The following is a 21,955-nucleotide window of genomic DNA, read 5'->3' as shown; positions in this document are numbered from 1 at the left end:
GCGCCGACTCCCTTCGGTGTAACTTGGTCACATCCGCGCCGGGGCCCCGTCCTTGTCGCATGACTATCAGCAAGGGGAAGCAAGGAAGATGTCCAGAAACCACCTGAAACTGGCCGGGGTGTTGGCCAGTGTCCTGTGTGCTGCGTGCAGTGCGCCACCCTCGGGAACCGAAGGTTCGGCCAGCGGGCGCCACTACGGGCAGATCGAGTTCACACCCTGCACGCTGACCGGCGCGGTCGCCGCGGCGAATGTCGAAGCGTTGTGCGGCACCTTCAGCGTGCCGGAAAACCCCGCCGCGCCGGAAGGCCGGAAGATCGACCTGCGCATCGCCTGGCTGGATGCGGACAAGGCCGCCACCGGCCTGCCGGATCCGGTGTTCTTCCTGGCCGGTGGTCCGGGCCAGGCAGCCAGCGACGTGGCGTTGCCGGTCAGCACCGCGCTGCGCCAGGTGCGCAAGCAGCGCGACATCTTCCTGATCGACCAGCGCGGCACCGGCGGCTCCAATCCGCTGAGCTGCCTCGGCGCGGACGGCAAGGAACTGCCGATGGACGAGCACGCCGATCCCACCGAGGCGTACATCCAAGGCTACGCCGCCCAGTGCGCCACGTCGCTGGAAGGCCGTGCGGACCCGCGTTTCTACACCACCTCGCAGGCCATCGATGACCTGGACGCGGTGCGCAAGGCACTCGGTGCCGGGCAGCTCAACCTGGTCGGCGGCTCCTACGGAACCCGCGTGGCCCAGCGCTATGCCGCGCGCTATCCGCAGCACGTGCGCAGCATGGTGATCGACGGCGTGGTGCCAAACGATCTGGTGGTCGGCGGTGACTTCGCCAACACCTTCGAGGACGCGATCATCCTGCAGTCCGCGCAGTGCATCAAGGACGCGGCCTGCGCCAAGCGTTTCCCGGTCAATACCCGTACCCAGCTGCGCAGCGTGCTGGACACCCTGGCCGCTGCGCCGGTGACGGTCGACTACCGCGACCCGGCCACCGCCGAGGCCCGCCAGGATGTGCTCAAGCCGGACAGCGTGCTCGGCCTGATCTTCGCCTTCTCCTACATTCCCGAACTGTCCTCGCTGCTGCCGGTGGTGCTCGACGAAGCCGCACAGGGGCGCTACGGTCCGCTCGCGGCGCTGACCCGCAACGCCTCGCGCGCGATGGACCTGCAGATCAGCCGGGGCATGCAGTGGTCGGTGATCTGCAGCGAGGACGCACCGCGCTTCCAGCCGGCTCCGCAGAGCGATCGCCTGCTGGGTCCGAACGTGGCGCAGATGTTCTTCGCTGCCTGCACGGTGTGGCCACATGACAAGGCCGCCGCCGACGCCGCCACGCCGTTCAAGAGCGATCTGCCGGTGCTGCTGCTGTCCGGCGAGCTGGATCCGGTCACCCCGCCGCGCTACGCCGAGCAGGTGCTGAAGGGCCTGCCCAACGGTCGCCACATCGTCGCCCGCGGGCAGGGCCACGGCAGCATCAACGCCGGTTGCATGCCGCGCGTGCTGGGCCAGTACATCGACACCGCAGACGCCAAGGCAGTGGATGCCAGCTGCCTGGATTCGCTGAGCCACGTGCCGGCGTTCACCTCGTTCAACGGATGGGAACCATGATCGTCGCAGAGGGCCTGCACAAGGCATTCAACACCAAGACCGGCCGCATCCAGGCGGTGCAGGACGTCAGCTTCCGTGCCGAGGATGGCCGCATCACCGGCCTGCTCGGGCCGAACGGCGCCGGCAAGACCACCACCCTGCGCATGCTGTACACGCTGATGAGCCCGGACCAGGGCCGGGTCACCGTGGACGGTATCGACGCGAACGTCGACGCCACCGGAGTGCGCCGCCGGCTGGGCGTGCTGCCCGACGCGCGCGGGGTCTACAAGCGGCTGACCGCGCGCGAGAACATCGCCTATTTCGGCGAACTGCACGGACTGGACGCGGGCACCATCGCCCAGCGCACCGAAGCGCTGTCGCGCGCGCTGGACATGGGCGACATCCTGGACCGGCAGACCGATGGCTTTTCGCAGGGCCAGCGCACCAAGACCGCGATTGCCCGTGCGCTGGTGCATGACCCGCGCAACGTGATCCTGGACGAGCCGACCAATGGCCTGGACGTGATGACCACCCGCGCGATGCGCCGGTTCCTGCATGGCCTGCGCGACGAAGGCCGCTGCGTGATCTTCTCCAGCCACATCATGCAGGAGGTGTCCGCGCTGTGTGACCACATCGTGATCGTCGCCAAGGGCACGGTGATGGCCGCCGGCAGCGCCGATGAACTGCGCGCGCAGGCCGGCGAGAGCAACCTCGAAGACGCTTTCGTCAAACTGATCGGCACCGAAGAGGGCCTGCACGCATGAGCATCATGTCCACGTTGTTCACCGTGATGCGCAAGGAACTGCGCGACCTCTCGCGTGATCGCCGCACCCTGGCCCTGACCCTGCTGATGGGCCCGCTGTTGTACCCGATCCTGATCCTGGGCATGGGCAAGCTGGCCGAAAGCCGGGTCAAGTCGCAGATCGAGCAGCCGCTGGAAATCCCGACCATCGGCGCGGAGAACGCACCCAACCTGGTGCGGTTCCTGGCCGCGCAGGGCCTCAACGCGACCGCTGCCCCCAAGGACCTCAACGAGGCGATCAGTGACCAGCGCATCGACGTGGCACTGCGTATCAGCGAGGCGTTCGACGAACGCTGGCGCGATGGCCGCCCGGCCCTGGTGGAGATCCTGCAGGACAGCACCCGACGCGCCGCCGACGTGCCCACCGCGCGCCTCAAGGCAGCCCTGCAGACCTACAACGGGCAGGTCGGTTCGTTGCGGTTGATGGCACGCGGCATCGACGCGCAGGTCGCCCGTCCGCTGGACGTGGCGACCCAGGACCTGGCCTCGGCCGAGGCCAAGCAGGGCATGATGCTGTCGATGCTGCTGCCGCTGCTGCTGACCATCACCTCGTTCCTGGGCGGTGCCTACCTGGTGATGGACACCACCGCCGGCGAGCGCGAACGGCAGTCGCTGGAGCCGTTGCTGGCCACCCCGGCCAAGCGCAGCGCCATCGTCAGCGGCAAGATCGCCGCCGCCTGCGTGGTGGGTATCGCCTCGCTGGTGCTGACCCTGGTGGCGTTCAAGCTCAGCGCCCAGCTGTCCGACAGCAGCGTCGGCCGCCAGCTCAACATGGGCCTGGGTTCGATGCTGCAGATGCTGCTGGTGATGCTGCCGATGCTGTTGATCGGCACCTCGCTGCTGACCTTCCTGTCGGCCGCCTCCAAGAGCATGAAGGAAGCCCAGAGCCACATGACCTGGCTGATGCTGCTGCCGATGCTGCCCAGCTACGCGCTGCTGGTGTATCCGCTTAAGAGCGTGGTGTGGCAGTACGCCATCCCGTTCCTGTCGCAGAACCAGATGCTGCTGAAGGTGATCCGCCACGAGCACATCAGCCCGACGATCTGGGTGATCTACCTCGGCGCAAACCTCGGCCTGGCCGCCCTGCTGTGGTTCGCCGCGATCCACCGCTACCGCCAGGAACGCCTCGCGATCTCCGGCTGAGCAAAAAGGGGACGGAGGGGATTAAGTCGTTTTCGACTCGTCCTTTCCGTCCCTCCATCACGATTCGCTGCCTGGCTTGCGCGGGCGGCCCCGTGGCCGTGCCGCTACGGGGCGCCCCAGGGTTTCAGTCAGCATGTCCAGGAACCGCGCACTGCCCAGCGGGCACTGCTTCTTCCCATGCTCGCGGATTGCCGGCGCGTCCGCGCAGGCGCGACGATGATCGCGGAGGAACGCCCGATAGCCGACACGGCGTTGCGCGGGGGTGCCACCCAGCATCAGCAGGGTGGGATGGGGGGTCAGCAACGGGTCACGGCGCAGGCCCAGATTGCCGTGCACGCTGGACCAGGCTGCCTGCTCAGGGGCGGCCACCAGGCCGGCGCGCACCGGATTGAGTTCGATGTAGCGGTAGACCGCCAGCAGGTAGGCGTCGTTGTCGATCATGCTGGAATGGAAGCGACCCTGCCAAAGCGGACCGGATCGACCGTGTCGCTGGTTGAAGGCCTGCACGTAGCCCGTACCGAGGGCCCGCATCGCATGGGCCAGACCACCGGTGGTCTTCGGCGTAGCCAGCAGGTGCACATGGTTGTCCATCAGCACATATGCATGCAGCGCAACGTCATGCTTGACGAAGGCCTTGTGCATCACGCGCAGGAAATGGTCGCGGTCCAGATCGTCGGCGAATATCGCGCCTTTGTTGACGCCGCGCTGGACGACGTGGAACGGCAGGCCTGGCACCAGCAGGCGGGCATGGCGGGGCATGGCGCGGGCTTCCATGTTGGATGGAAGCCCAGCCTGCGGGGCGAGGACGCGCGGCGTTATCAGGCCACGTCGTGCCACGCTGTGGCAGCAAGGCACACGGTGGTGGAAACGAGGGGATTACGACTTAATCCCCTCCGTCCCCTTTTTCAGCCGCCCGGGCTGAAGGCTAGCGTGCGGCGCGTGGTGACCGGTGCGGCGACCGGTTCGAAGCGCCAGCGCTTCACCGCGGCCAAGGCTTCGCGGTCGAAGGTGCGGGCCGGGGTGGCGCGCAGCACGCGGGCGCTGGTGACCGAGCCGTCGGTGCCGACGGTGATCTCCACCAGCACTTCGCCGGAGGTATTGGAACGCAGCGCGTCGGCCGGGTAGCGCGGGGCCGGCGTGCTGACCGGACGCAGGGTGGGCGCTGCGGTCTGGCGTGCGGCGGCGGCAGCGGCGGCCTGTGCGGCGGCCTGCTGCTGGCGCTGTTCGGCTTCGCGGCGAGCGGCGGCCTGGCGTTCGGCATCCTGCGCGGCCGGCGCGGGTGCAGCGGCCGCCGGGGTGGCAGCGGCCTGCTGTGCCGCGATCTGCTGGGCCGCGGCGGCCTCGCGGGTGCGCTGCTCGGCCAGCTTCTGCTGTTCGGCCAGCTGCTTGGTCTTGGCTTCGGCTTCGCGCTTGACGCGCTCGGTTTCTTCGGTGGTGCGCAGCGCGGCCACTTCCACGCCGCGGGTGATGCCCTGCTTCAGGCGCGGCAATGCCGGCGCCTTCGGGTCCACTTTCTCGATCAGCGCGATCAGCCGCTGGCCTTCCTCGAAGTCCTCGCGCGCCATGTTCTGTTCGGCGGCGATCAGCGTGTACGGCAGCAGGTCGGTCAGCGCGCTTTTCACCGACGCATCGTCCGGGGTCTTGTCGCGCAGCGCCAGGTAGTACTCGATCGCATTGTCGCCGGCGGGGGCGTACATGCGGTTGTCGCGCAGTGCCTGGCTGGCCGCTTCGCGCAGTTCCTCGCTGCCCATCGCCTGGACCTTGCTGGACACGGCCGGTTCGGCGGCGGGCGCGGTGGCGGCAGGCGCGGCGGCGGCGGGCTTGGCATCGGTAGCGGGTGCGGCGGTCTCGTCCTTGCCTGAACAGGCGGCGAGGCCGATCAGCAGGACGGCAGGCGCGAGCAGGCGCGCACGAACAACGACGGATTTCCTGGCGTACGACATCCTGTTTCCCCCTTTGAAACGACGATACGAAAGACCTGGCAATGGTCCCAGGCACGAGCCTGCGGCGTTTCCCGACGCCGTAGGCAGATACTGTCAGCTGTGCAATCTAGCATCCCCCGGGGGGGAAGGGCAGGGGCGGATCAGCCACCCCTGCCACCAGGTCAGTGGGGGTCCCGGGCGGTGCTGGTGCCGCCGCCCATCAGCTTGTCGGTCCAGGCGATGCCGATCGCCGACAGGATGAATACGGCGTGGATGATGGTCTGCCACAACACCCCGGTGGAGGTCAGCGTGGCGCACTTGGCAGCGCCGGCGTTGGCGGCCGAAGCGGCGGCGTTCATCAGCTCCGGCGGGCACAGCGGCAGGCCATCCAGCGCGCCAGCGGCGATGAAAGTCTTCAGCAGGTGGATCGAGGAGATGCCGATGATCGACAGCGCCAGCTTCACCTTCAGCACGCTGGCGTTGACGTGGCTCAGCCATTCCGGCTGGTCCGGGTGGCCTTCCAGACGCAGGCGCGAAACGAAGGTCTCATAGCCACCGACGATCACCATCACCAGCAGATTGGAGATCATCACCACGTCGATCAGCCCCAGCACGATCAGCATGATCTGCTGCTCGCCCAGGTTGCTGGCATCCATGATCAGGTGCCACAGCTCCTTGCCGAACAGGTAGACATAGACGCCCTGGGCGACGATCAGGCCCAGGTACAGCGGCAGCTGCAGCCAGCGCGAGGCGAAGATCAGGGTGGACAGGGGGTTGGGGCGGTGCTGAGGGGTCATGGACGGCATGCTGCGTTGCAGGAGAGGGCGCAGAGTACTGGTCCAATGAGACAGTGCCAAGCGGGTCCACCTACTACACTCGCAGCACATCCCCGATGAGTGACCCGCCATGATCGATCTGTATTACTGGCCCACCCCGAACGGCCACAAAGTGACCCTGTTCCTGGAAGAGGCCGGGCTGGAGTACCGCATCCATCCGGTCAACATCGGCACCGGCGACCAGTTCAAGCCGGAATTCCTCGCCATCTCGCCCAACAACAAGATGCCGGCGATCCTCGACCCGACCCCGGCCGGTGGTGGCGCGCCGCTGAGCGTGTTCGAGTCCGGCGCGATCCTGTTGTACCTGGCCGAAAAGACCGGCAGCTTCCTGTCCCGCGACCCGCGCGAGCGCGTGGAAACCCTGGAGTGGCTGTTCTGGCAGATGGCCGGGCTGGGCCCGATGAGCGGGCAGATGGGGCATTTCAACGTGTATGCGCCGGAGAAAATCCCGTATGCCATCGAACGCTATGGCAACGAAGTCAGCCGCCTGCACGGGGTGATGGACAAGCGCCTGGCCGAGCACGAATGGCTGGCCGGCAGCGCGTACAGCATCGCCGACATGGCCAGCTATCCGTGGATCGGGGCCTACGACAAGCTGCCGCCGGACTTCGCCGCGTTCCCGAACCTGCAGCGCTGGCACCAGGCAATCGCCGCGCGGCCGGCCACCCAACGCGCCTACGCGTTGCGCCAGCAGGTCAATCCGGATGCGGGCAAGCCGCTCAGCGATGAGGAACGCAAGCACCTGTTCGGCAAGCGCTGACGCCGGACCCTGCCTGGTGCTGCCGCGCAGGCGGCGGCGCCGGGTTAGGATTGGGGCAGCCGTATACCGGAACCTTTCATGCGCCACCTGTTCGCTGCCCTTGCCCTGATGCTCGCTACCGCCACCACCGCCCACGCTGAAAAACTTACCCTGGAAGCCATCACCGGCGCGTTGCCGCTGTCCGGCCCGACGTTGATGAAGCCCAAGGTGGCGCCCGATGGATCGCAGGTCAGCTTCCTGCGCGGCAAGGACAGCGACCGCAACCAGCTGGACCTGTGGACCTACGATATCGCCAGCGCGCAGACCCGCCTGCTGGTGGATTCCAAGGTCGTCCTGCCCGGCACCGAAACGCTGAGCGATGAAGAAAAGGCACGCCGCGAGCGCCAGCGCATCGCGGCCATGACCGGCATCGTGGATTACCAGTGGTCGCCCGATGCGCGCACCCTGCTGTTCCCGCTCGGTGGCGAACTGTATCTGTACGACCTGGGCAAGCAGGGCACCGCCGCCGTGCGCCAACTGACCCATGGCGAGGGCTTCGCCACCGATGCCAAGCTGTCCCCACGCGGTGGCTTCGTCAGCTTCATCCGCGCCCGCAACCTGTGGGTGATCGACCTGGCCAGCGGCCAGCAGCGCCAGCTGACCGGCGACGGTAGCGCGACCATCGGCAACGGCGTGGCCGAGTTCGTGGCCGACGAGGAAATGGATCGCCACACCGGTTACTGGTGGGCGCCGGACGATTCGGCGATCGCCTTTGCCCGCATCGACGAAAGCCCGGTGCCGGTGCAGAAGCGCTACGAGGTCTACCCCGACCGCACCGATGTCATCGAACAGCGTTACCCGGCCGCCGGCGATGCCAACGTGCGCGTGCAGCTGGGCGTGATCGCGCCGGCGCTGGACGCACAGCCGCGCTGGATCGACCTCGGCAAGGAGGCGGACATCTATCTGGCGCGCGTGGACTGGCGCGATCCGCAGCACCTCAGCTTCCAGCGCCAGAGCCGTGACCAGCGCCAGCTGGAGCTGGTGGAAACCACGCTGGCCGACGGCCGCCAGCGCGTGCTCGCCCGTGAGACCAGCAAGACCTGGGTGCCGCTGCACAACAGCCTGCGTTTCCTTGATGACGGCAGCCTGCTGTGGTCGTCCGAACGCACCGGTTTCGAACACCTGTACCGCATCGACAAGGCCGGCAAGGCGCACGCGCTGACGACGGGTGACTGGTCGGTGGATGAGCTGCTGGCCGTGGATGAAAAGGCCGGGCTGGTGTTCTTCCGTGCCGGCATGGAATCGGCACGCGAGAGTCACATCTACAGCGTGCCGCTGCAGGGTGGAGCGCCGAAGAAACTATCTCAGTCCCCGGGCATGCACAGTGCCAGTTTCGCGCGCAACGCGAGCGTCTACGTGGACAGCTGGTCCAACACCGGCACGCCGCCGAAGATCGAACTGTTCCGCGCCAAAGGCGAGAAGATCGCCACTCTGGTGGAGAACAACCTGGCCGATCCGGCGCATCCCTATGCGCGCTACCGGGACGCACAGCTGCCGGTGGAGTTCGGCACGCTGACCGCCGCCGATGGCCGCACGCCACTGAACTACAGCGTGATCAAGCCGGCCGGCTTCGATGCCGCCAAGCGCTATCCGGTGGCGGTGTACGTGTACGGCGGCCCCGCTTCGCAGACCGTCACCAACGCCTGGCCGGGCCGCGGCGATCACCTGTTCAACCAGTACCTGGCGCAGCAGGGCTACGTGGTGTTTTCGCTGGACAACCGCGGCACCCCGCGCCGTGGTCGCGACTTCGGCGGCGCACTGTATGGCAAGCAGGGCACGGTGGAAGTGGCCGACCAGCTGCGTGGCGTGGAATGGCTGCAGAAGCAGCCGTGGGTGGACCCGGCGCGGATCGGTGTGCAGGGTTGGTCGAACGGCGGTTACATGACCCTGATGCTGCTGGCCAAGGCGTCCAACCGCTATGCCTGCGGCGTGGCCGGTGCACCGGTCACCGACTGGGGCCTGTATGACACCCACTACACCGAGCGCTACATGGACCTGCCCGCGCGCAACGAAGCGGGTTACACCGAAGCGCGCGTGCTGACCCATATCGATGGCCTGCGTTCGCGCCTGCTGCTGATCCACGGCATGGCCGATGACAACGTGCTGTTCAGTAATTCCACGGTGCTGATGAGCGCGCTGCAGAAGCGCGGCCAGCCGTTTGAACTGATGACCTACCCGGGCGCCAAGCACGGCTTGTCCGGTGCGGACGCGTTGCACCGTTATCGCGTGGCAGAGGATTTCCTCGGCCGCTGCCTGAAGCCCTGATCGCCTGGCCCCGCTGTTGGCGGGGCTGCGCCTTCGGCCGTGACCTCCGGCGCATTGCCGCCCCGGCCATGAATGCGTAGGGTGCTGGCATTGCCCGCATCCTGGAGTGTGTGATGAAGCCGCTTGTCCTTGCCATTGCCCTCGCGTTGGGTGCTGCCCCGCTGCTGTCCATCGCTCCGGCCCATGCGGCCCCGGCCGCCGCTTCCAAGAAGCCCGCCGCGGCCCCGGCCTGGGTGGCGCGCAGCAACCAGCTGGCGCAGATCCTGCTGGATGCGCAGGGCCCGTTCCAGCCGGAAAGCACCGGCTTCTTCGGCGTGCCCGGCTACGACGACAAGGTTGCCGACCTCGGCCCGGACAACGCCAGGCGCTATCGCGAGGCGATGACCAAGGCGCGCGGCGAACTGCAGGCCAAGCTGGCCAGCGAGAAGGACCCCAACGTCCGCCAGGACCTGGAGATCATGATCGGTGCGGCGAGCGAAAGCATCGAGGGCAGCACGCTGGGCGAGCAGTACTTCCTGCCGTGGAGCGACGCGCCGCAGACCATCTTCAGCGGTCTCAACCTGCTGCTGTCCGACCAGGTGCCGGCCGAGCGCCGCGCCAAGGCGGTGGATCGCCTGAAGGCCTATGCCGGCCTGCAGCCGGGCGGTACGCCGCTGACCACGCTGGCCCGCCAGCGTTACGAAGAACGCCTGTCCAACAGTGCGCTGCTGCAGCCGACGAAGATCGAAGTGCAGCAGTCGCTGGACAACGTGGAGACCTACATCAGCGGCATCGAATCGCTGCTGCAGAAGTACAAGGTTGCCGGTGCCGACGAGGCGATGAAGACCCTCGCTGGGCAGCTGAAGGACTACGCGGCGTGGACGCGCAGCACGGTGCTGCCGAAGGCGCGCGAAGACACCCGCCTGCCCGCGCCGGTGTATGCCTACCAGCTCAAGCAGGTCGGTATCGACATCGACCCCAAGCTGCTGATGCAGCGCGCCCAGCTGGAGTTCATGGAAACCCGTTCGGCGATGCGCCAGCTGGCACCGCTGGTGGTGCAGGCCAAGGGCCTGAAGGTCAGCGATCCGACCGATCCGGTCGCGGTGATCCGCGCGCTGAAGAAGGAAACCATCGCCAACGACCAGCTGGAAGGCCACTACCGCAAGGTCATCGATGCGATCGATCCGCTGATCCACGAACACCAGATCGTCGATGTGCCGCAGCGTGCGATGCAGATGCGACTGGGTTCGGCGGCGGAAAGCGCGGCCAGCCCGGCCCCGCATTTCCTCCCGGCACCGCTGGTCAACAATACCGGGCAGCAGGGCACCTTCGTGCTGCCGCTGGGCAACCCGGCGGCCGGCGAAGGCGCGCAGTACGATGATTTCAACTTCGGCTCCGCGGCCTGGACGCTGAGCGCGCACGAAGGCCGTCCCGGCCACGAACTGCAGTTCACCGCGATGGTCGAGCGCGGCGTCTCGCTGGCGCGCACGATGTTCGCGTTCAATTCGGTCAATGTCGAAGGCTGGGCGCTGTATGCCGAAGCGGAAATGGTGCCTTACGAACCGCTGGACGGGCAGCTGATCGCGCTGCAGTTCCGCCTGCTGCGCGCCGCGCGCGCGATGCTGGATCCGATGCTCAACCTGGGCCTGATCGAACGCGCCGACGCCGAGCGCGTGCTGATCGACGAAGTGAGCCTGTCCAAGGCGATGGCCACCCAGGAACTGGACCGCTACACCGTGCGCATGCCCGGCCAGGCCGGCAGTTACTTCTACGGCTACACCCGCATCCTGGAACTGCGCATGCAGACCGAGCTGGCGCTGGGCGCGAAGTTCGACCGCAAGGCCTTCAACAACTTCCTGCTGGACCAGGGCCTGCTGCCGCCGGACCAGCTGGCCAAGGCGGTCAACGAAGCCTTCATCCCGAAATACCGCTGACCCGCAAAAAAGGGGACGGAGGGAATTAAGTCGTTTCTGGCCCGTTTAAGGCTGAAAACGACTTAATTCCCTCCGTCCCCTTTTTGTGGATCAGCGTGCCGGGATCTGCTGGGCCGGCAGGCGCGGGACGGGCGGCGGGTTGGGCACCCAGATCGCCACGCCGGCCGCCTTGCGCTGGGTGGTCGGAATGCCGATGCCCACGCCGCCGCCGACGCGCGAACCGTAACTGCCGGCACCCACCGACATGCCCACCGGCGAGCCGCTGGAGCCCACGCCCATCAGGATCACGCCGTTGGCGCCGAGCGCGGCGGCATCGCGCTTGAGGCGGGCCACGGCCGCATCGGTCTGGCCCTGCGTGCCGAAGCCCACCGCGCTGGACGATTCCAACTGGGCGATCTCCACCGAACCGGCCGGCGGGGTGGAATACACCTGCACCTGGGCAGGGTCGATGGGCGCGCGGGCCTGGCCCAGCATCACCCGCGAAGTGCTGGCACAGCCGGCCACCACCAGCAGCACGGCGGCAGCGGCGGTCCAGCGGAATGTCGTGGTGGTCATCTTCATGGCTCGAACCCCTGTAGGTAGGCAGCGGATCATCGGTCCATCGATCTGAATCGGCCCCAACGCCGGGGCCCTGCAGGCACGCTAGCACCGCAGCGGTGAGCGCGGCGGCAAGCCCATGCGGGCCTATCCGACGCCCACGCGAACGGCTATGGTGGGCCCCAATCCATCGGCGAGGAGGGCGTATGGGACTGATCAGTCTGTTGTGGGGCATCGTGGCACTGGTATGGATGGTGGTCGCGCTGGTGCCGCTGCTCGGCTGGGGCAACTGGTTCCTGATCCCGTTCGCCGCCGTGGGTGCGTTGATCGCAGCGATCGGCATCCTGTTCACCCATCCCAGCAAGCGCGGCCGGGCCTGGACCGGGCTGATCCTCAACGGCATCGTCATCGTGGTCGGCATCTTCCGCCTGGGGCTGGGCGGCGGCATCGTCTGAGGCTGCGGTGCGACCCTCGGTCGCAGGTGCGCAGGGAGGGCAGGGTGGGGGGCGTACAATGACCAGCCCGAGGGCCGCCCGGCCCTGCCCAGCGCCAGATCGGCGCGCAACGCCCCCTAAGCCCCATGATCATCCGCCCACGTCCGCACGGCTGGCAGCTGCTGTACATCCTGCGGGGTTCCATCGTTCCGGCGGTGGCGCCCAAGGTGCTGGCGATCCTGCTGCTGGCCATCGCCGTTTCCGCCGTGGTCGAACTGGGCAACGTGCCGGGCATGGAACGGGTGTCCTCCGCGCCGTTCGCGCTGCTTGGCCTGGTGCTGTCGATCTTCCTCAGTTTCCGCAACAACGCCTGCCATGAACGCTGGTGGGAAGGCCGCAAGCTGTGGGGCCAGCTCATTTTCGAATCGCGCTCGCTGGCCCGCCAGGTGCAGCAGCTGCTGCCCGACGATGCGCCACGCCGCACGCGTATCGGCCATCTCGCCATTGCCTTCGCGCACGGCCTGGCCGCGCGCCTGCGCGGCGCGGACGAAGCGCAGGCGGCACGCCGATGGCTGGATGCCGACCAGCACGTGCTGCTGCATGACCGTCGCAACACCCTGGACGCGCTGCTGTCGATGATCGCCGCCGAGCTGGCCGTGCCGCTGCACGCCGGCCGGCTGTCGCCGATCCTGTATGCCCAGCTGGAAGAGCGCCTGCATGCGCTGTCATCCATCCAGGCCGGCTGCGAGCGCATCCTCGCCACCCCGCTGCCGTTCGCCTATACCCTGTTGCTGCACCGCTGCGCGTGGCTGTTCTGCGTGCTGCTGCCGTTCGGCCTGGCCAGTTCGCTGGGCTGGGCCACGCCGGTGCTGTCGGCGGTGCTCGCCTATGCCTTCTTCGGCCTGGACCAACTGGGCGAAGAGATGGAAGACCCCTTCGGTACCGAGCCCAACGACCTGCCGCTGGATGCGATGGTGCGTACCGTTGAAATCGACCAGCTGGACGCGCTCGGCCAGCGCCCGCTACCCGACCCCCTGCTGCCGCGCGACTATCGCCTGCAGTGACCTGATGCCTTGACGGAGCCCCCCATGTCGCACCCCCTGTACCGCCCCCGTCGCATGCGCCGCGATGATTTCTCGCGCCGGATGATGCGCGAAAACACGCTGACCGTGGATGACCTGATCCATCCGGTGTTCGTGCATGAGCATGCCGGCCGCACCGCGATCCCGTCGATGCCGGGCGTGGAGCGCCTGTCCATCGAAGAACTGCTGAAAGTCGGTGAAGCGGCGGTGGAGCTGGGCATCCCGGTGCTCGACATCTTCCCGGTGATCGATCCGGCGTTGAAGTCGCTGGACGCCGAAGCCGCTTGGGCCGATGACGGGCTGGCGCAGCGTGCCGTGCGCGCATTGAAAGAACGCTTCCCGACGCTGGGCGTGATGACCGACGTGGCGCTGGACCCCTACACCACCCACGGCCAGGACGGCATCATCGATGACAGTGGTTACGTGCTCAACGACATCACCGTGGCAGCACTGGTGAAGCAGTCGGTGTCGCATGCGCGGGCCGGCGTGGATGTCATTTCGCCGTCGGACATGATGGACGGGCGCATCGGCGCCATCCGCCGCGGGCTGGACGAGGCCGGCTTCATCAACACCCGCATCATGGCTTATTCGGCCAAGTATGCATCGGCCTTCTACGGTCCGTTCCGCGACGCGGTGGGCAGTGCCGGCAGCCTCGGCAAGGCCGACAAGAAGACCTACCAGATGGATCCGGCCAACGGTGACGAGGCTCTGCGCGAGATCGCACTGGACCTGGAAGAAGGCGCGGACATGGTGATGGTCAAGCCGGGCATGCCGTACCTGGACGTGGTGCGGCGGGTCAAGGAAACCTTCGGCGTGCCAACGTTCGCCTACCAGGTGAGTGGCGAGTACGCGATGTTGAAGGCGGCCGCGGCCAATGGCTGGCTGGACGAACGTGCCTGCGTGATGGAATCGCTGATGTGCTTCAAGCGCGCCGGCGCCGATGGGGTGCTGACCTATTTCGCGCCGCAGGTGGCGCGCTGGCTGCACGAGCGCTGACAATAGCGGCTTCTGCACGAGGAGGACGGAACGATGGAGATCCTGGGCGTTGGCCACTGGATGATCTGGATCATCGGGGTGGTAGTGTTCGGCGCGCTGATCGTCTGGCTGGCGCTGGCGTCGTTCCGCGAAAAACGGCGTGCACCGGAACTGCCGTCAGCGGCCGCCCGCGTATCGCGCGAGATGCAGCTGCCCGAAGCGGTGCAGGCCGAACTGGCCGCGTTGAACCGGCGCAAGGACGAGGGCCGCATCAGCGAAGCAGAGTACGAACAGGCCCGCGCCAGCCTGCTGGACCGGTAAAGACGGCCGCTGGCCGTGTACCGTTACCCACGCGCCGGCCACTGCCCGCCGAGCATGGCTCGGCGCTACCGGGCCGGTTTCCGCACCCCACACCCGGCCACCGCCACCGCCCGTGGCGCCATCATCCGATACACATCGCTACCGCCCGCGCGTGGTGCGCGTGCGCTGCTGCTCACCAGCAACAGCTCACCCGGCTTGGCCGCATCGACCACCGCGGCACGGGTCATCCCGTCGGCCGTATTGAACGACAACGCCACCGGCTGCACCGCCGCCGCGGACCACGCGCAGTCGCTGCGCCACAGCTGCGCCGTGCCCTCGCCGGCACGCGTGAACACCACCGCACCGTCGCTCCCCAACCACTCGCCGTCGGTTTCGTCGGCCGCGCTGTTCAGTGCCTCCAGCGCAACCGCCGGGCCGCGCTTTCCATCGCTTATGGTCGCGAAATGCAGGTCCCAGCCGCGTCCCGTGCCGGCCTGCCGCGCGAACAGCAACCGCTCCCCGTCCGCACTCAAGGCCGCGCCGCGCTCGGCCGACTGCACCCCGGCCTCCTGCCAGCGCTCCGCTGCGCCGAAGCGACCGTCCGCATCGATGGCCACCCGGTACAGCGCCATCGTCCCATCGCGGTCGGAGGCGAACAGCAGCCAGCGCCCGTCGTGGCTGAAGTATGGGTCCAGGTCATCGGCCGTGCTGTTCAAAGCCAGCGGCTGCGGCGCCTGCCAGCGGCCCTCGCGCAGCTCGGCCTGCCACAGGTCCCAGCCACCGCTGCCGCCGACGCGGTCACTGGCGAACACGATGCGCTGGCCGTCCGGGCGGAGGCTGGCGCGGCCTTCCCCGGCCTTGGTCGAGACAACGCCCATGCCTTCGATGCCGAACTCATTCAACGCCATCGCCACGGGGGTGCAGAGTAAACTGGCGGCCACAACCAGCAGGGGCAGGGCAGATCGCATCGTCCAGGTCCAGGCAGTACAGGGAGGCCCAGTGTAGGGCGTCCCCTTCGAACCATCCGAGGATTCCATGACCGATCGCTACGCTGTCTTTGGCCACCCCATCGCCCACTCCCTGTCGCCGGACATCCACGCCGCGTTCGGCCGGCAGGAAGGCATCGCGGTGGACTACCGTGCCATCGACGCAGCCCCGGACGGCTTCCTTGCCGCGCTGGAAGCGTTCGCGGCCGAAGGCGGACGTGGCGCCAATATCACCCTTCCGCACAAGGAAGCGGCCTTCGCGGTGTGCACCACGCGCACCGCGCGCGCCACCCGTGCCGGCTCGGTCAACACGCTGCTGCGCAAGGGTGACCGCTGGCACGGCGACACCACCGATGGTGCCGGGCTGGTGCGTGACCTCACCGACCGCCACGGCCAGGACCTGCGCGGCCGCCGCGTCCTGCTGCTGGGTGCCGGCGGTTCGGCACGCTCGGTGGCGCCCTCGCTGCTGGATGCCGGCATCCGGGAACTGGTGGTGGTCAACCGCACGCCGGAACGCGCCGATGAACTGATCGATGCGATGGGCGAGCCGGGCCGTGCGCTGAGCCGCTACTGGGACGACCTGCACGACCTGGGCGACTTCGAACTGATCGTCAACGCGACCTCGGCCGGCCGTGACCCCAGTGCGTCCTTCAAGCTGCCGCTGTCGCTGGTCAACAGCATGACCACCGCGGTGGACCTGAACTACGGTGATGCGGCGATCGCCTTCCTGGCATGGGCGCGTTCGGCCGAATGCCGCAACACCGTCGACGGCCTGGGCATGCTGGTTGAGCAGGCCGCCGAGAGCTTCCAGCAGTGGCACGAAGTCCGCCCGGATACCGACGCGGTGTATGCCGGGCTGCGTGGCAACACGCGCCTCACCGGAGAGGAATGAACATGGAAAGCACCGATCTGCTGATGACCGTGTTGAGCATGGCGGCGGTGCGGCTGCCGGTGCTGATCGCATTGACCATCGGCGTGGTCTGGGTGATGGACGTACCCCGTGGGCCGGTACGCACCGGCGCGCTGGCCGGGCTGCTGCTGCTGGCCGCCACCAGTGTGTTCGGCCTGCTGGCTTCGCTGCTGCCGCTGTGGCTGATCAACAGCGGGCAGTACGGATCGATTGCCGGGCTCGGCATGATCCTCAATGGAGTCCATTTCGCGCTGTCGCTGGTCGAAGCCTTCGGCCTGGTGCTGGTGGTGTGGGCGCTGACGCGCGCCCTGCGCGGTGGCGTGCCGCGCCCGGCCTGACCGTTGACAGGTCCCTGCGGCAGCGCAGGGACCGGCCCGCAGCGGGCTGACAGGTTCAGCGTCGCCGAACCGGGTGGGGCGGTCCAGCGTGCGACAATACGCAGCCTGATCCCGTACCGGTAATCCTGGCGTGACCGAACCCGTCGCCGTGCCGCGCATGCTTGATGACGCCCTGAAGGATGCAATCCGCAAGGCGTACACCACGCTGCAGGCCAACACCCCCGGCTTTGCCACACGCCGCTCACAGAGCCAGATGATCGGCGTGGTGTCGCGTGCGTTGGCCAGGAGCGGCGGCGTGGGCGTGGTGGAGGCACCGACCGGCGTCGGCAAGAGCCTGGGTTACCTCACCGCCGGCGTGCCCATCGCCATCGCCACCAAGAAGAAGCTGGTGATCAGCACCGGCACCGTGGCGTTGCAGTCGCAGCTGGTCGAGCGTGACATCCCGAACTTCCTCAAGGCCACCGGGCTGGAAGCCACCGTGGCGCTGGCCAAGGGCCGCACCCGTTACCTGTGCACGCGCAATGCCGCCGAAGCGCAGGGCGAGGCGGCGCAGGGCGGCATGTTCGAAGACGAGCAGCCGTTGTACGACCGGCCGTTGGCCCCGATTGAAATGGACATCGCCGCGCGGCTGACGGTGGCTTTCACCTCCGGCAGCTGGGACGGTGACATCGACAACGCCCCGGAAACCATCAGCCCGGGGCTGCGCGGTCGCATCACCACGCCGGCCTCTGCCTGTGCCGGACGGCGCTGCGCCTATTCGGCGCAATGCGCGGTGCTGCGTTCGCGCAACACCGTGCGCGATGCGCAGATCGTGGTCACCAACCATGCGCTGCTGCTGTCAGCGCTATCCATCGGCGAGAGTGAGAACAACCAGCCGTTGATCGCCGCGCCTTCGGACATGCTGCTGGTGCTGGACGAAGGCCACCACATCGGCAACGTGGCCATCGACCAGGGCGCGGCCAGCCTGGCCCTGGATGACATGGCCAAGCGCGTGGGACGCCTGCAGATCCTGATCGCCGGTGCTTACCGTGCGGTGGACAAGGACCGTTTGGGCAACCTGCTGCCGAACGAGGCCATCGATGTCGCCACCAACGTGGCCAAGCAGCTGCGCGCGTTCCGCGATCACGTGGAAGCCCTGTGGATGCCGGCGCCGGCCGACGAAGAACCGATGTGGCGCGCGGCCAACGGGCGCCTGCCGGAGGCCTGGCGCGAGCCGATCGAAGCGCTGGCCGATGACACCCGCAGCCTGTTCAACTGGGCGCACGCGGCCAATGCACAGGTGGCCAAGGGCAAGCAGGACGACCCCGCCCGCGAGCGCCTGCAGCGCAACCTTGGCATGGCGCTGGAAATGATCGAAGGCCAGTACAACCTGTGGCAGGCCTGGCGCCGCGAAGACAGGGAAGGCGCGCCGCCTATGGCACGCTGGATCACCGCCACGCGCGAAGGCGACCTGGTGTTGCACGGCTCGCCGGTATCGGCCGCGCATGTACTGCGCAAGCTGCTATGGGACGAAGTGGACTCGGTGGTGATGACCTCGGCCACGTTGACCGGCGGCGGTGATTTCCAGTCACTGGCGATCGACAACGGCATCCCGGAGGACGCCGAAATGGTGTCGCTGTCCTCGCCCTTCGACCTGCCCAACCAGGCCGAGCTGATCGTGCCGCCGTTCCCGGTGACGCCGGATGACCGCGAGGGCCACCCGCGCGAAGTGGCGCGTTACCTCGGCAAGGAACTGGACTGGAAGAAGGGCTCGATGGTGTTGTTCACCTCGCGCTGGAAGATGGAAAAAGTGGCTGGGCTGATGCCTGCCGCCAAGCGCAAGCAGGTGCTGGTGCAGGGTGAAATGTCCAAGACCCGGCTGATCGACGAGCACCTGCGCCGGGTTGCCGCTGGCGAAGGCTCGGTGCTGTTCGGGCTGAACTCCTTCGGCGAAGGCCTGGACCTGCCGGGCGAGGCCTGCACCACGGTGGTGATCACCCAGGTGCCGTTCGCGGTGCCGACCGATCCGCAGACCGCCACCCTGAGCGAGTGGTTCGAGGCACGCGGGCTGAATGCCTTCAACCTGATCGCCGTGCCGCACGCGCTGCGCACGCTGACCCAGTTCGCCGGCCGCCTGATCCGCACCTCCACCGACACCGGCCGCGTGATCATCCTCGATTCGCGCCTGCTCAGCCGCCGCTACGGCAAGCGCATCATCGACGCACTGCCCCCGTTCAAGCGCATCATCGGCTGACCGCCTTCGCTCGGATTCGGTAGTGACGGCCGCTGGCCGTCACGCTCCTGCCTTCCGCTGCGCTCGCCGAGCATGGCTCGGCGCTACCACGGCTGCCGGTAGTGACGACCGTTGGTCGTCACGCTCCTGCCTTCCGCTGCGCTCGCCGAGCATGGCTCGGCGCTACCGTGGCTGTCGGTAGTGACGGCCGTTGGCCGTCACGCTCCTGCTTCGGTGGGTGACGACCGTTGGTCGCCATGCTCCTGCCTTCCGCTGCGTTCGCCGAGCATGGCCCGGCGCTACTGTGCTCGCGCCCGCTCGTCAGTCCAGCAGCGCGGTATTGCGCACGGCACCCTTGTCGGCGCTGGTGGCCAGCAGCGCGTAGGCCTTCAGCGCGCTGGTCACCTTGCGCGGGCGTGCTTCCCGTGGCTTCCAGCCGCGTGCATCGGCGGCAGCGCGACGCTCGACCAGGGTGGCTTCGTCCACCAGCAGGGTGATGCCGCGGGCGGGGATGTCGATGCGGATGCGGTCCCCATCCTGCACCAGGCCGATCACCCCGCCGCTGGCGGCTTCAGGCGACACGTGGCCGATCGACAGGCCCGAAGTACCGCCGGAGAAGCGCCCGTCGGTCAGCAGGGCGCACTGCTTTCCCAGACCCTTCGATTTCAGATAACTGGTCGGGTACAGCATCTCCTGCATGCCCGGTCCGCCCTTCGGTCCTTCGTAGCGGATCACCACCACGTCGCCCGCTTTCACCTCGTCGGCGAGGATGCCCGCCACCGCCGCGTCCTGGCTTTCGAATACGCGTGCGTTGCCCTCGAATACATGGATGGACTCGTCCACGCCGGCGGTTTTCACCACGCAGCCGTCCACCGCCAGGTTGCCGCGCAGCACCGCCAGCCCGCCTTCCAGCGAATAGGCGTGCTGCAGCGAACGGATGCAGCCTTCGGCGCGATCCAGGTCCAGCGACGGCCAGCGCGTGGCCTGGCTGAAAGCCACTTGGGTGGGAATGCCGCCCGGGCCGGCGGCGAAGAACTCATGCACCTTCGCGTCATCGGTGAGCGTGGCATCCCAGCGCTTCAACGCATCGGCCAGCGAGGGGCTGTGCACGGTCGGCACCGCGGTATCCAGCAGGCCGGCGCGGTCCAGTTCGCCGAGGATGCCGAACACTCCGCCGGCACGGTGCACGTCTTCGATGTGGTATTCCGGCGTGTTCGGCGCCACTTTGCACAGCTGCGGCACGCGCCGCGACAGCGCGTCGATGTGGGTCAGGTCGAAGTCCACGCCGCCTTCCTGGGCGGCTGCCAGCAGGTGCAGGATGGTGTTGGTCGAACCGCCCATGGCGATATCCAGCGTCATCGCGTTGCCGAACGCCGCGGCGGTGGCGATGCCGCTCGGCAGCGCGCGCGGATCTTCGCCGCCATACCAGCGGTGGCACAGTTCCACGATCACCCGGCCGGCGCGGCGGAACAACATCTCGCGGTCGGCGTGGGTGGCCAGCGTGGTGCCGTTGCCCGGCAGCGACAGGCCCAGCGCTTCGGTCAGGCAGTTCATCGAATTGGCGGTGAACATGCCCGAACACGAACCGCAGGTGGGGCACGCGCTGCGCTCGTACTCGGCGACCTTTTCGTCGGAGGCGCTGTCATCGGCGGCAATCACCATCGCATCCACCAGGTCCAGCTTGTGGTCGGACAGCTTGGTCTTGCCCGCTTCCATCGGGCCGCCTGAAACGAAGATCACCGGGATGTCCAGGCGCATCGCGGCCATCAGCATGCCGGGGGTGATCTTGTCGCAGTTTGAAATGCAGACGATGGCATCGGCGCAATGCGCGTTGACCATGTATTCCACCGAGTCGGCGATGATCTCGCGGCTCGGCAGCGAGTACAGCATGCCGTCGTGGCCCATGGCGATGCCATCATCCACCGCGATGGTGTTGAACTCCTTGGCCACGCCGCCGGCCTGTTCGATCTCGCGCGCTACCAGCTGGCCAAGGTCCTTCAGGTGCACGTGGCCGGGCACGAACTGGGTGAAGGAGTTGGCGATGGCGATGATCGGCTTGTGGAAATCGCCGTCCTTCATGCCGGTGGCGCGCCACAGGGCGCGGGCGCCGGCCATGTTGCGGCCGGCGGTGGAGGTGCGGGAACGGTACTCGGGCATGGGCTGGCAGGAACGGGCGGGCCGTACGACGTGGGTGTCTCCCGATGATGCCCAATTTTTCCGGTTGCGTTTGCAACCACTCCGCGAGCGCGGTTCTGACCCGCCGTTCATCTTGCTTGCTTTGCCGACTTTGGTTGCAGGCGCTGATACGGCATTATTGGCGGGTTGATCCGCATGAGGCATGAGGCCATGAAACGTTCCCGCACCACCGCGCTGCTGTTGATGAGCGCCGCACCGCTGCTGTTCACCGCCTGCCAGAAGGACGAACCGGTGCAGGTGCAGGAAGGGCTGTATACCTCCGTGCAGGCCTGTACCGAGGCCACCGGCGATCCCTCCTCGTGCCGCACTGCCTTTGCCGAGGCGCAGCGGCAGTCTGCCGATGCCGCGCCGAAGTACGCCGACAAGGCGGCCTGCGAAGCCGATTACAAGCCGGAGCAGTGCGTGGAACAGCGCACCTCGGCGGGCACTTCGTTCATCGGTCCGATGATGATGGGCTTCTTCATGTCGCAGATGATGAACAGCGGACGTGCCGGCCTGGCCCAGCAGCCGGCCGCCGCCAGTCCCGCTTACCAGGACAAGAGCGCCGGTTGGGCGCGCGCGGCCCCCGGTGGCAGCGGCGGGCTGAACACGGCCAGCGGCATCGGTGCCGGCAAGGCCGGCCTGGCCCCGGTCAGCAACGTGCCGAACCGCGCCACCACCGCCAGCCGTGCCGGCTTCGGCAGCACCAGTGCGCGCCGTAGCGGCGGCAGCTTCGGCGGCTGA

General features: G+C 67.7%; 20 protein-coding genes. 14 read left to right on the top strand and 6 right to left on the bottom strand.

Annotated elements, in window-relative coordinates; translation table 11 throughout:
* Positions 1-88 precede the first annotated feature (88 nt).
* The 3 genes from SOM47_RS12270 to SOM47_RS12260 are packed head-to-tail and all read left to right on the top strand — an operon-like array spanning position 89 to position 3,527.
* Positions 89-1,603: an alpha/beta fold hydrolase gene (locus SOM47_RS12270; RefSeq protein ID WP_320505730.1), complete on the top strand. Its 1,515-nt coding sequence runs from the start codon at positions 89-91 to the stop codon at positions 1,601-1,603.
* Complete coding sequence (locus tag SOM47_RS12265; RefSeq protein ID WP_320505729.1) at positions 1,600-2,346, top strand: ABC transporter ATP-binding protein; 747 nt, start codon at positions 1,600-1,602, stop codon at positions 2,344-2,346. Before SOM47_RS12270 ends, SOM47_RS12265 begins: the two co-directional genes overlap by 4 nt.
* Positions 2,343-3,527: an ABC transporter permease gene (locus SOM47_RS12260; protein ID WP_042613194.1), complete on the top strand. Its 1,185-nt coding sequence runs from the start codon at positions 2,343-2,345 to the stop codon at positions 3,525-3,527. The genes SOM47_RS12265 and SOM47_RS12260 overlap by 4 nt, the downstream gene beginning before the upstream one ends.
* A 57-nt stretch (positions 3,528-3,584) precedes the next feature.
* On the opposite strand, the gene SOM47_RS12255 is transcribed toward SOM47_RS12260, so the two are convergent.
* From SOM47_RS12255 to SOM47_RS12245, 3 genes are all read right to left on the bottom strand, one after another.
* Complete coding sequence (locus tag SOM47_RS12255) at positions 3,585-4,286, bottom strand: transposase (protein ID WP_320505728.1); 702 nt, start codon at positions 4,284-4,286, stop codon at positions 3,585-3,587.
* 146 nt (positions 4,287-4,432) lie between these two features.
* Positions 4,433-5,470: an energy transducer TonB gene (locus SOM47_RS12250; RefSeq protein ID WP_192085055.1), complete on the bottom strand. Its 1,038-nt coding sequence runs from the start codon at positions 5,468-5,470 to the stop codon at positions 4,433-4,435.
* Between the two features lie 161 nt (positions 5,471-5,631).
* A complete protein-coding gene (locus tag SOM47_RS12245) occupies positions 5,632-6,246 on the bottom strand; it encodes a TIGR00645 family protein (protein WP_042613196.1) in 615 nt (204 codons plus the stop codon).
* Positions 6,247-6,355: 109 nt separating this feature from the next.
* Between SOM47_RS12245 and SOM47_RS12240 the strand changes: the two genes are divergently transcribed.
* The 3 genes from SOM47_RS12240 (at position 6,356) to SOM47_RS12230 (ending at position 11,262) form a co-directional block, all read left to right on the top strand.
* A complete protein-coding gene (locus SOM47_RS12240; RefSeq protein ID WP_101099372.1) occupies positions 6,356-7,045 on the top strand; it encodes a glutathione binding-like protein in 690 nt (229 codons plus the stop codon).
* Positions 7,046-7,123: 78 nt separating this feature from the next.
* Positions 7,124-9,349 carry a dipeptidyl aminopeptidase 4 gene (gene dap4, locus SOM47_RS12235; protein ID WP_320505727.1) on the top strand — a complete coding sequence of 742 codons (2,226 nt, stop codon included), beginning with the start codon at positions 7,124-7,126 and terminating at the stop codon, positions 9,347-9,349.
* A 113-nt stretch (positions 9,350-9,462) separates the two neighbouring features.
* Positions 9,463-11,262, top strand: a complete 1,800-nt coding sequence (locus SOM47_RS12230) for a DUF885 domain-containing protein (RefSeq protein WP_192085058.1) — start codon at positions 9,463-9,465, stop codon at positions 11,260-11,262.
* 90 nt (positions 11,263-11,352) lie between these two features.
* Here the strand turns inward: SOM47_RS12230 and SOM47_RS12225 are convergent, their stop codons facing one another.
* Positions 11,353-11,817, bottom strand: coding sequence for a hypothetical protein (locus SOM47_RS12225; protein ID WP_249404503.1), 465 nt, complete (start codon positions 11,815-11,817; stop codon positions 11,353-11,355).
* A gap of 188 nt (positions 11,818-12,005) precedes the next feature.
* On the opposite strand from SOM47_RS12225, the gene SOM47_RS12220 reads away from it, so the two are divergent.
* The 4 genes from SOM47_RS12220 (at position 12,006) to SOM47_RS12205 (ending at position 14,611) form a co-directional block, all read left to right on the top strand.
* On the top strand, positions 12,006-12,254 hold the full coding sequence (locus tag SOM47_RS12220) for a hypothetical protein (protein WP_042613201.1): 249 nt from the start codon (positions 12,006-12,008) through the stop codon (positions 12,252-12,254).
* A 125-nt stretch (positions 12,255-12,379) separates the two neighbouring features.
* Positions 12,380-13,297 carry a bestrophin family protein gene (locus SOM47_RS12215; protein WP_320505726.1) on the top strand — a complete coding sequence of 306 codons (918 nt, stop codon included), beginning with the start codon at positions 12,380-12,382 and terminating at the stop codon, positions 13,295-13,297.
* Positions 13,298-13,321: 24 nt separating this feature from the next.
* Positions 13,322-14,311 (top strand): porphobilinogen synthase, encoded by a 990-nt coding sequence (gene hemB, locus SOM47_RS12210; protein WP_042613203.1) that lies wholly within the window; start codon positions 13,322-13,324, stop codon positions 14,309-14,311.
* 33 nt (positions 14,312-14,344) lie between these two features.
* Entirely contained in the window at positions 14,345-14,611 is a 267-nt protein-coding gene (locus tag SOM47_RS12205; RefSeq protein WP_320505725.1) for a gas vesicle protein GvpG, read from the top strand.
* A gap of 65 nt (positions 14,612-14,676) precedes the next feature.
* Here the strand turns inward: SOM47_RS12205 and SOM47_RS12200 are convergent, their stop codons facing one another.
* Positions 14,677-15,558, bottom strand: a complete 882-nt coding sequence (locus SOM47_RS12200) for a hypothetical protein (RefSeq protein ID WP_320505724.1) — start codon at positions 15,556-15,558, stop codon at positions 14,677-14,679.
* 67 nt (positions 15,559-15,625) lie between these two features.
* Between SOM47_RS12200 and aroE the strand changes: the two genes are divergently transcribed.
* The 3 genes from aroE (at position 15,626) to dinG (ending at position 19,057) form a co-directional block, all read left to right on the top strand.
* Positions 15,626-16,468: a shikimate dehydrogenase gene (gene aroE, locus SOM47_RS12195; RefSeq protein WP_042613206.1), complete on the top strand. Its 843-nt coding sequence runs from the start codon at positions 15,626-15,628 to the stop codon at positions 16,466-16,468.
* A gap of 2 nt (positions 16,469-16,470) precedes the next feature.
* Positions 16,471-16,824 carry a hypothetical protein gene (locus tag SOM47_RS12190; protein ID WP_319274205.1) on the top strand — a complete coding sequence of 118 codons (354 nt, stop codon included), beginning with the start codon at positions 16,471-16,473 and terminating at the stop codon, positions 16,822-16,824.
* 157 nt (positions 16,825-16,981) lie between these two features.
* Positions 16,982-19,057 (top strand): ATP-dependent DNA helicase DinG, encoded by a 2,076-nt coding sequence (gene dinG / locus SOM47_RS12185; RefSeq protein WP_200888413.1) that lies wholly within the window; start codon positions 16,982-16,984, stop codon positions 19,055-19,057.
* Positions 19,058-19,357: 300 nt separating this feature from the next.
* Here the strand turns inward: dinG and ilvD are convergent, their stop codons facing one another.
* The gene (gene ilvD / locus SOM47_RS12180; protein WP_192085065.1) at positions 19,358-21,193 is read right to left on the bottom strand and encodes a dihydroxy-acid dehydratase; all 1,836 of its coding nucleotides are present in this window, start codon (positions 21,191-21,193) and stop codon (positions 19,358-19,360) included.
* A gap of 189 nt (positions 21,194-21,382) precedes the next feature.
* Here ilvD and SOM47_RS12175 point away from each other — a divergent pair, with 189 nt between their 5' ends.
* A complete protein-coding gene (locus SOM47_RS12175; protein ID WP_042613210.1) occupies positions 21,383-21,955 on the top strand; it encodes a DUF1190 domain-containing protein in 573 nt (190 codons plus the stop codon).

This window comes from Stenotrophomonas sp. CFBP8980 (assembly GCF_034046095.1).
GTDB classification, from domain to species: domain Bacteria; phylum Pseudomonadota; class Gammaproteobacteria; order Xanthomonadales; family Xanthomonadaceae; genus Stenotrophomonas; species Stenotrophomonas lacuserhaii.
Note: the sequence above shows the minus strand (reverse complement) of the source record. Positions and strands in the feature narration are given on the sequence as shown.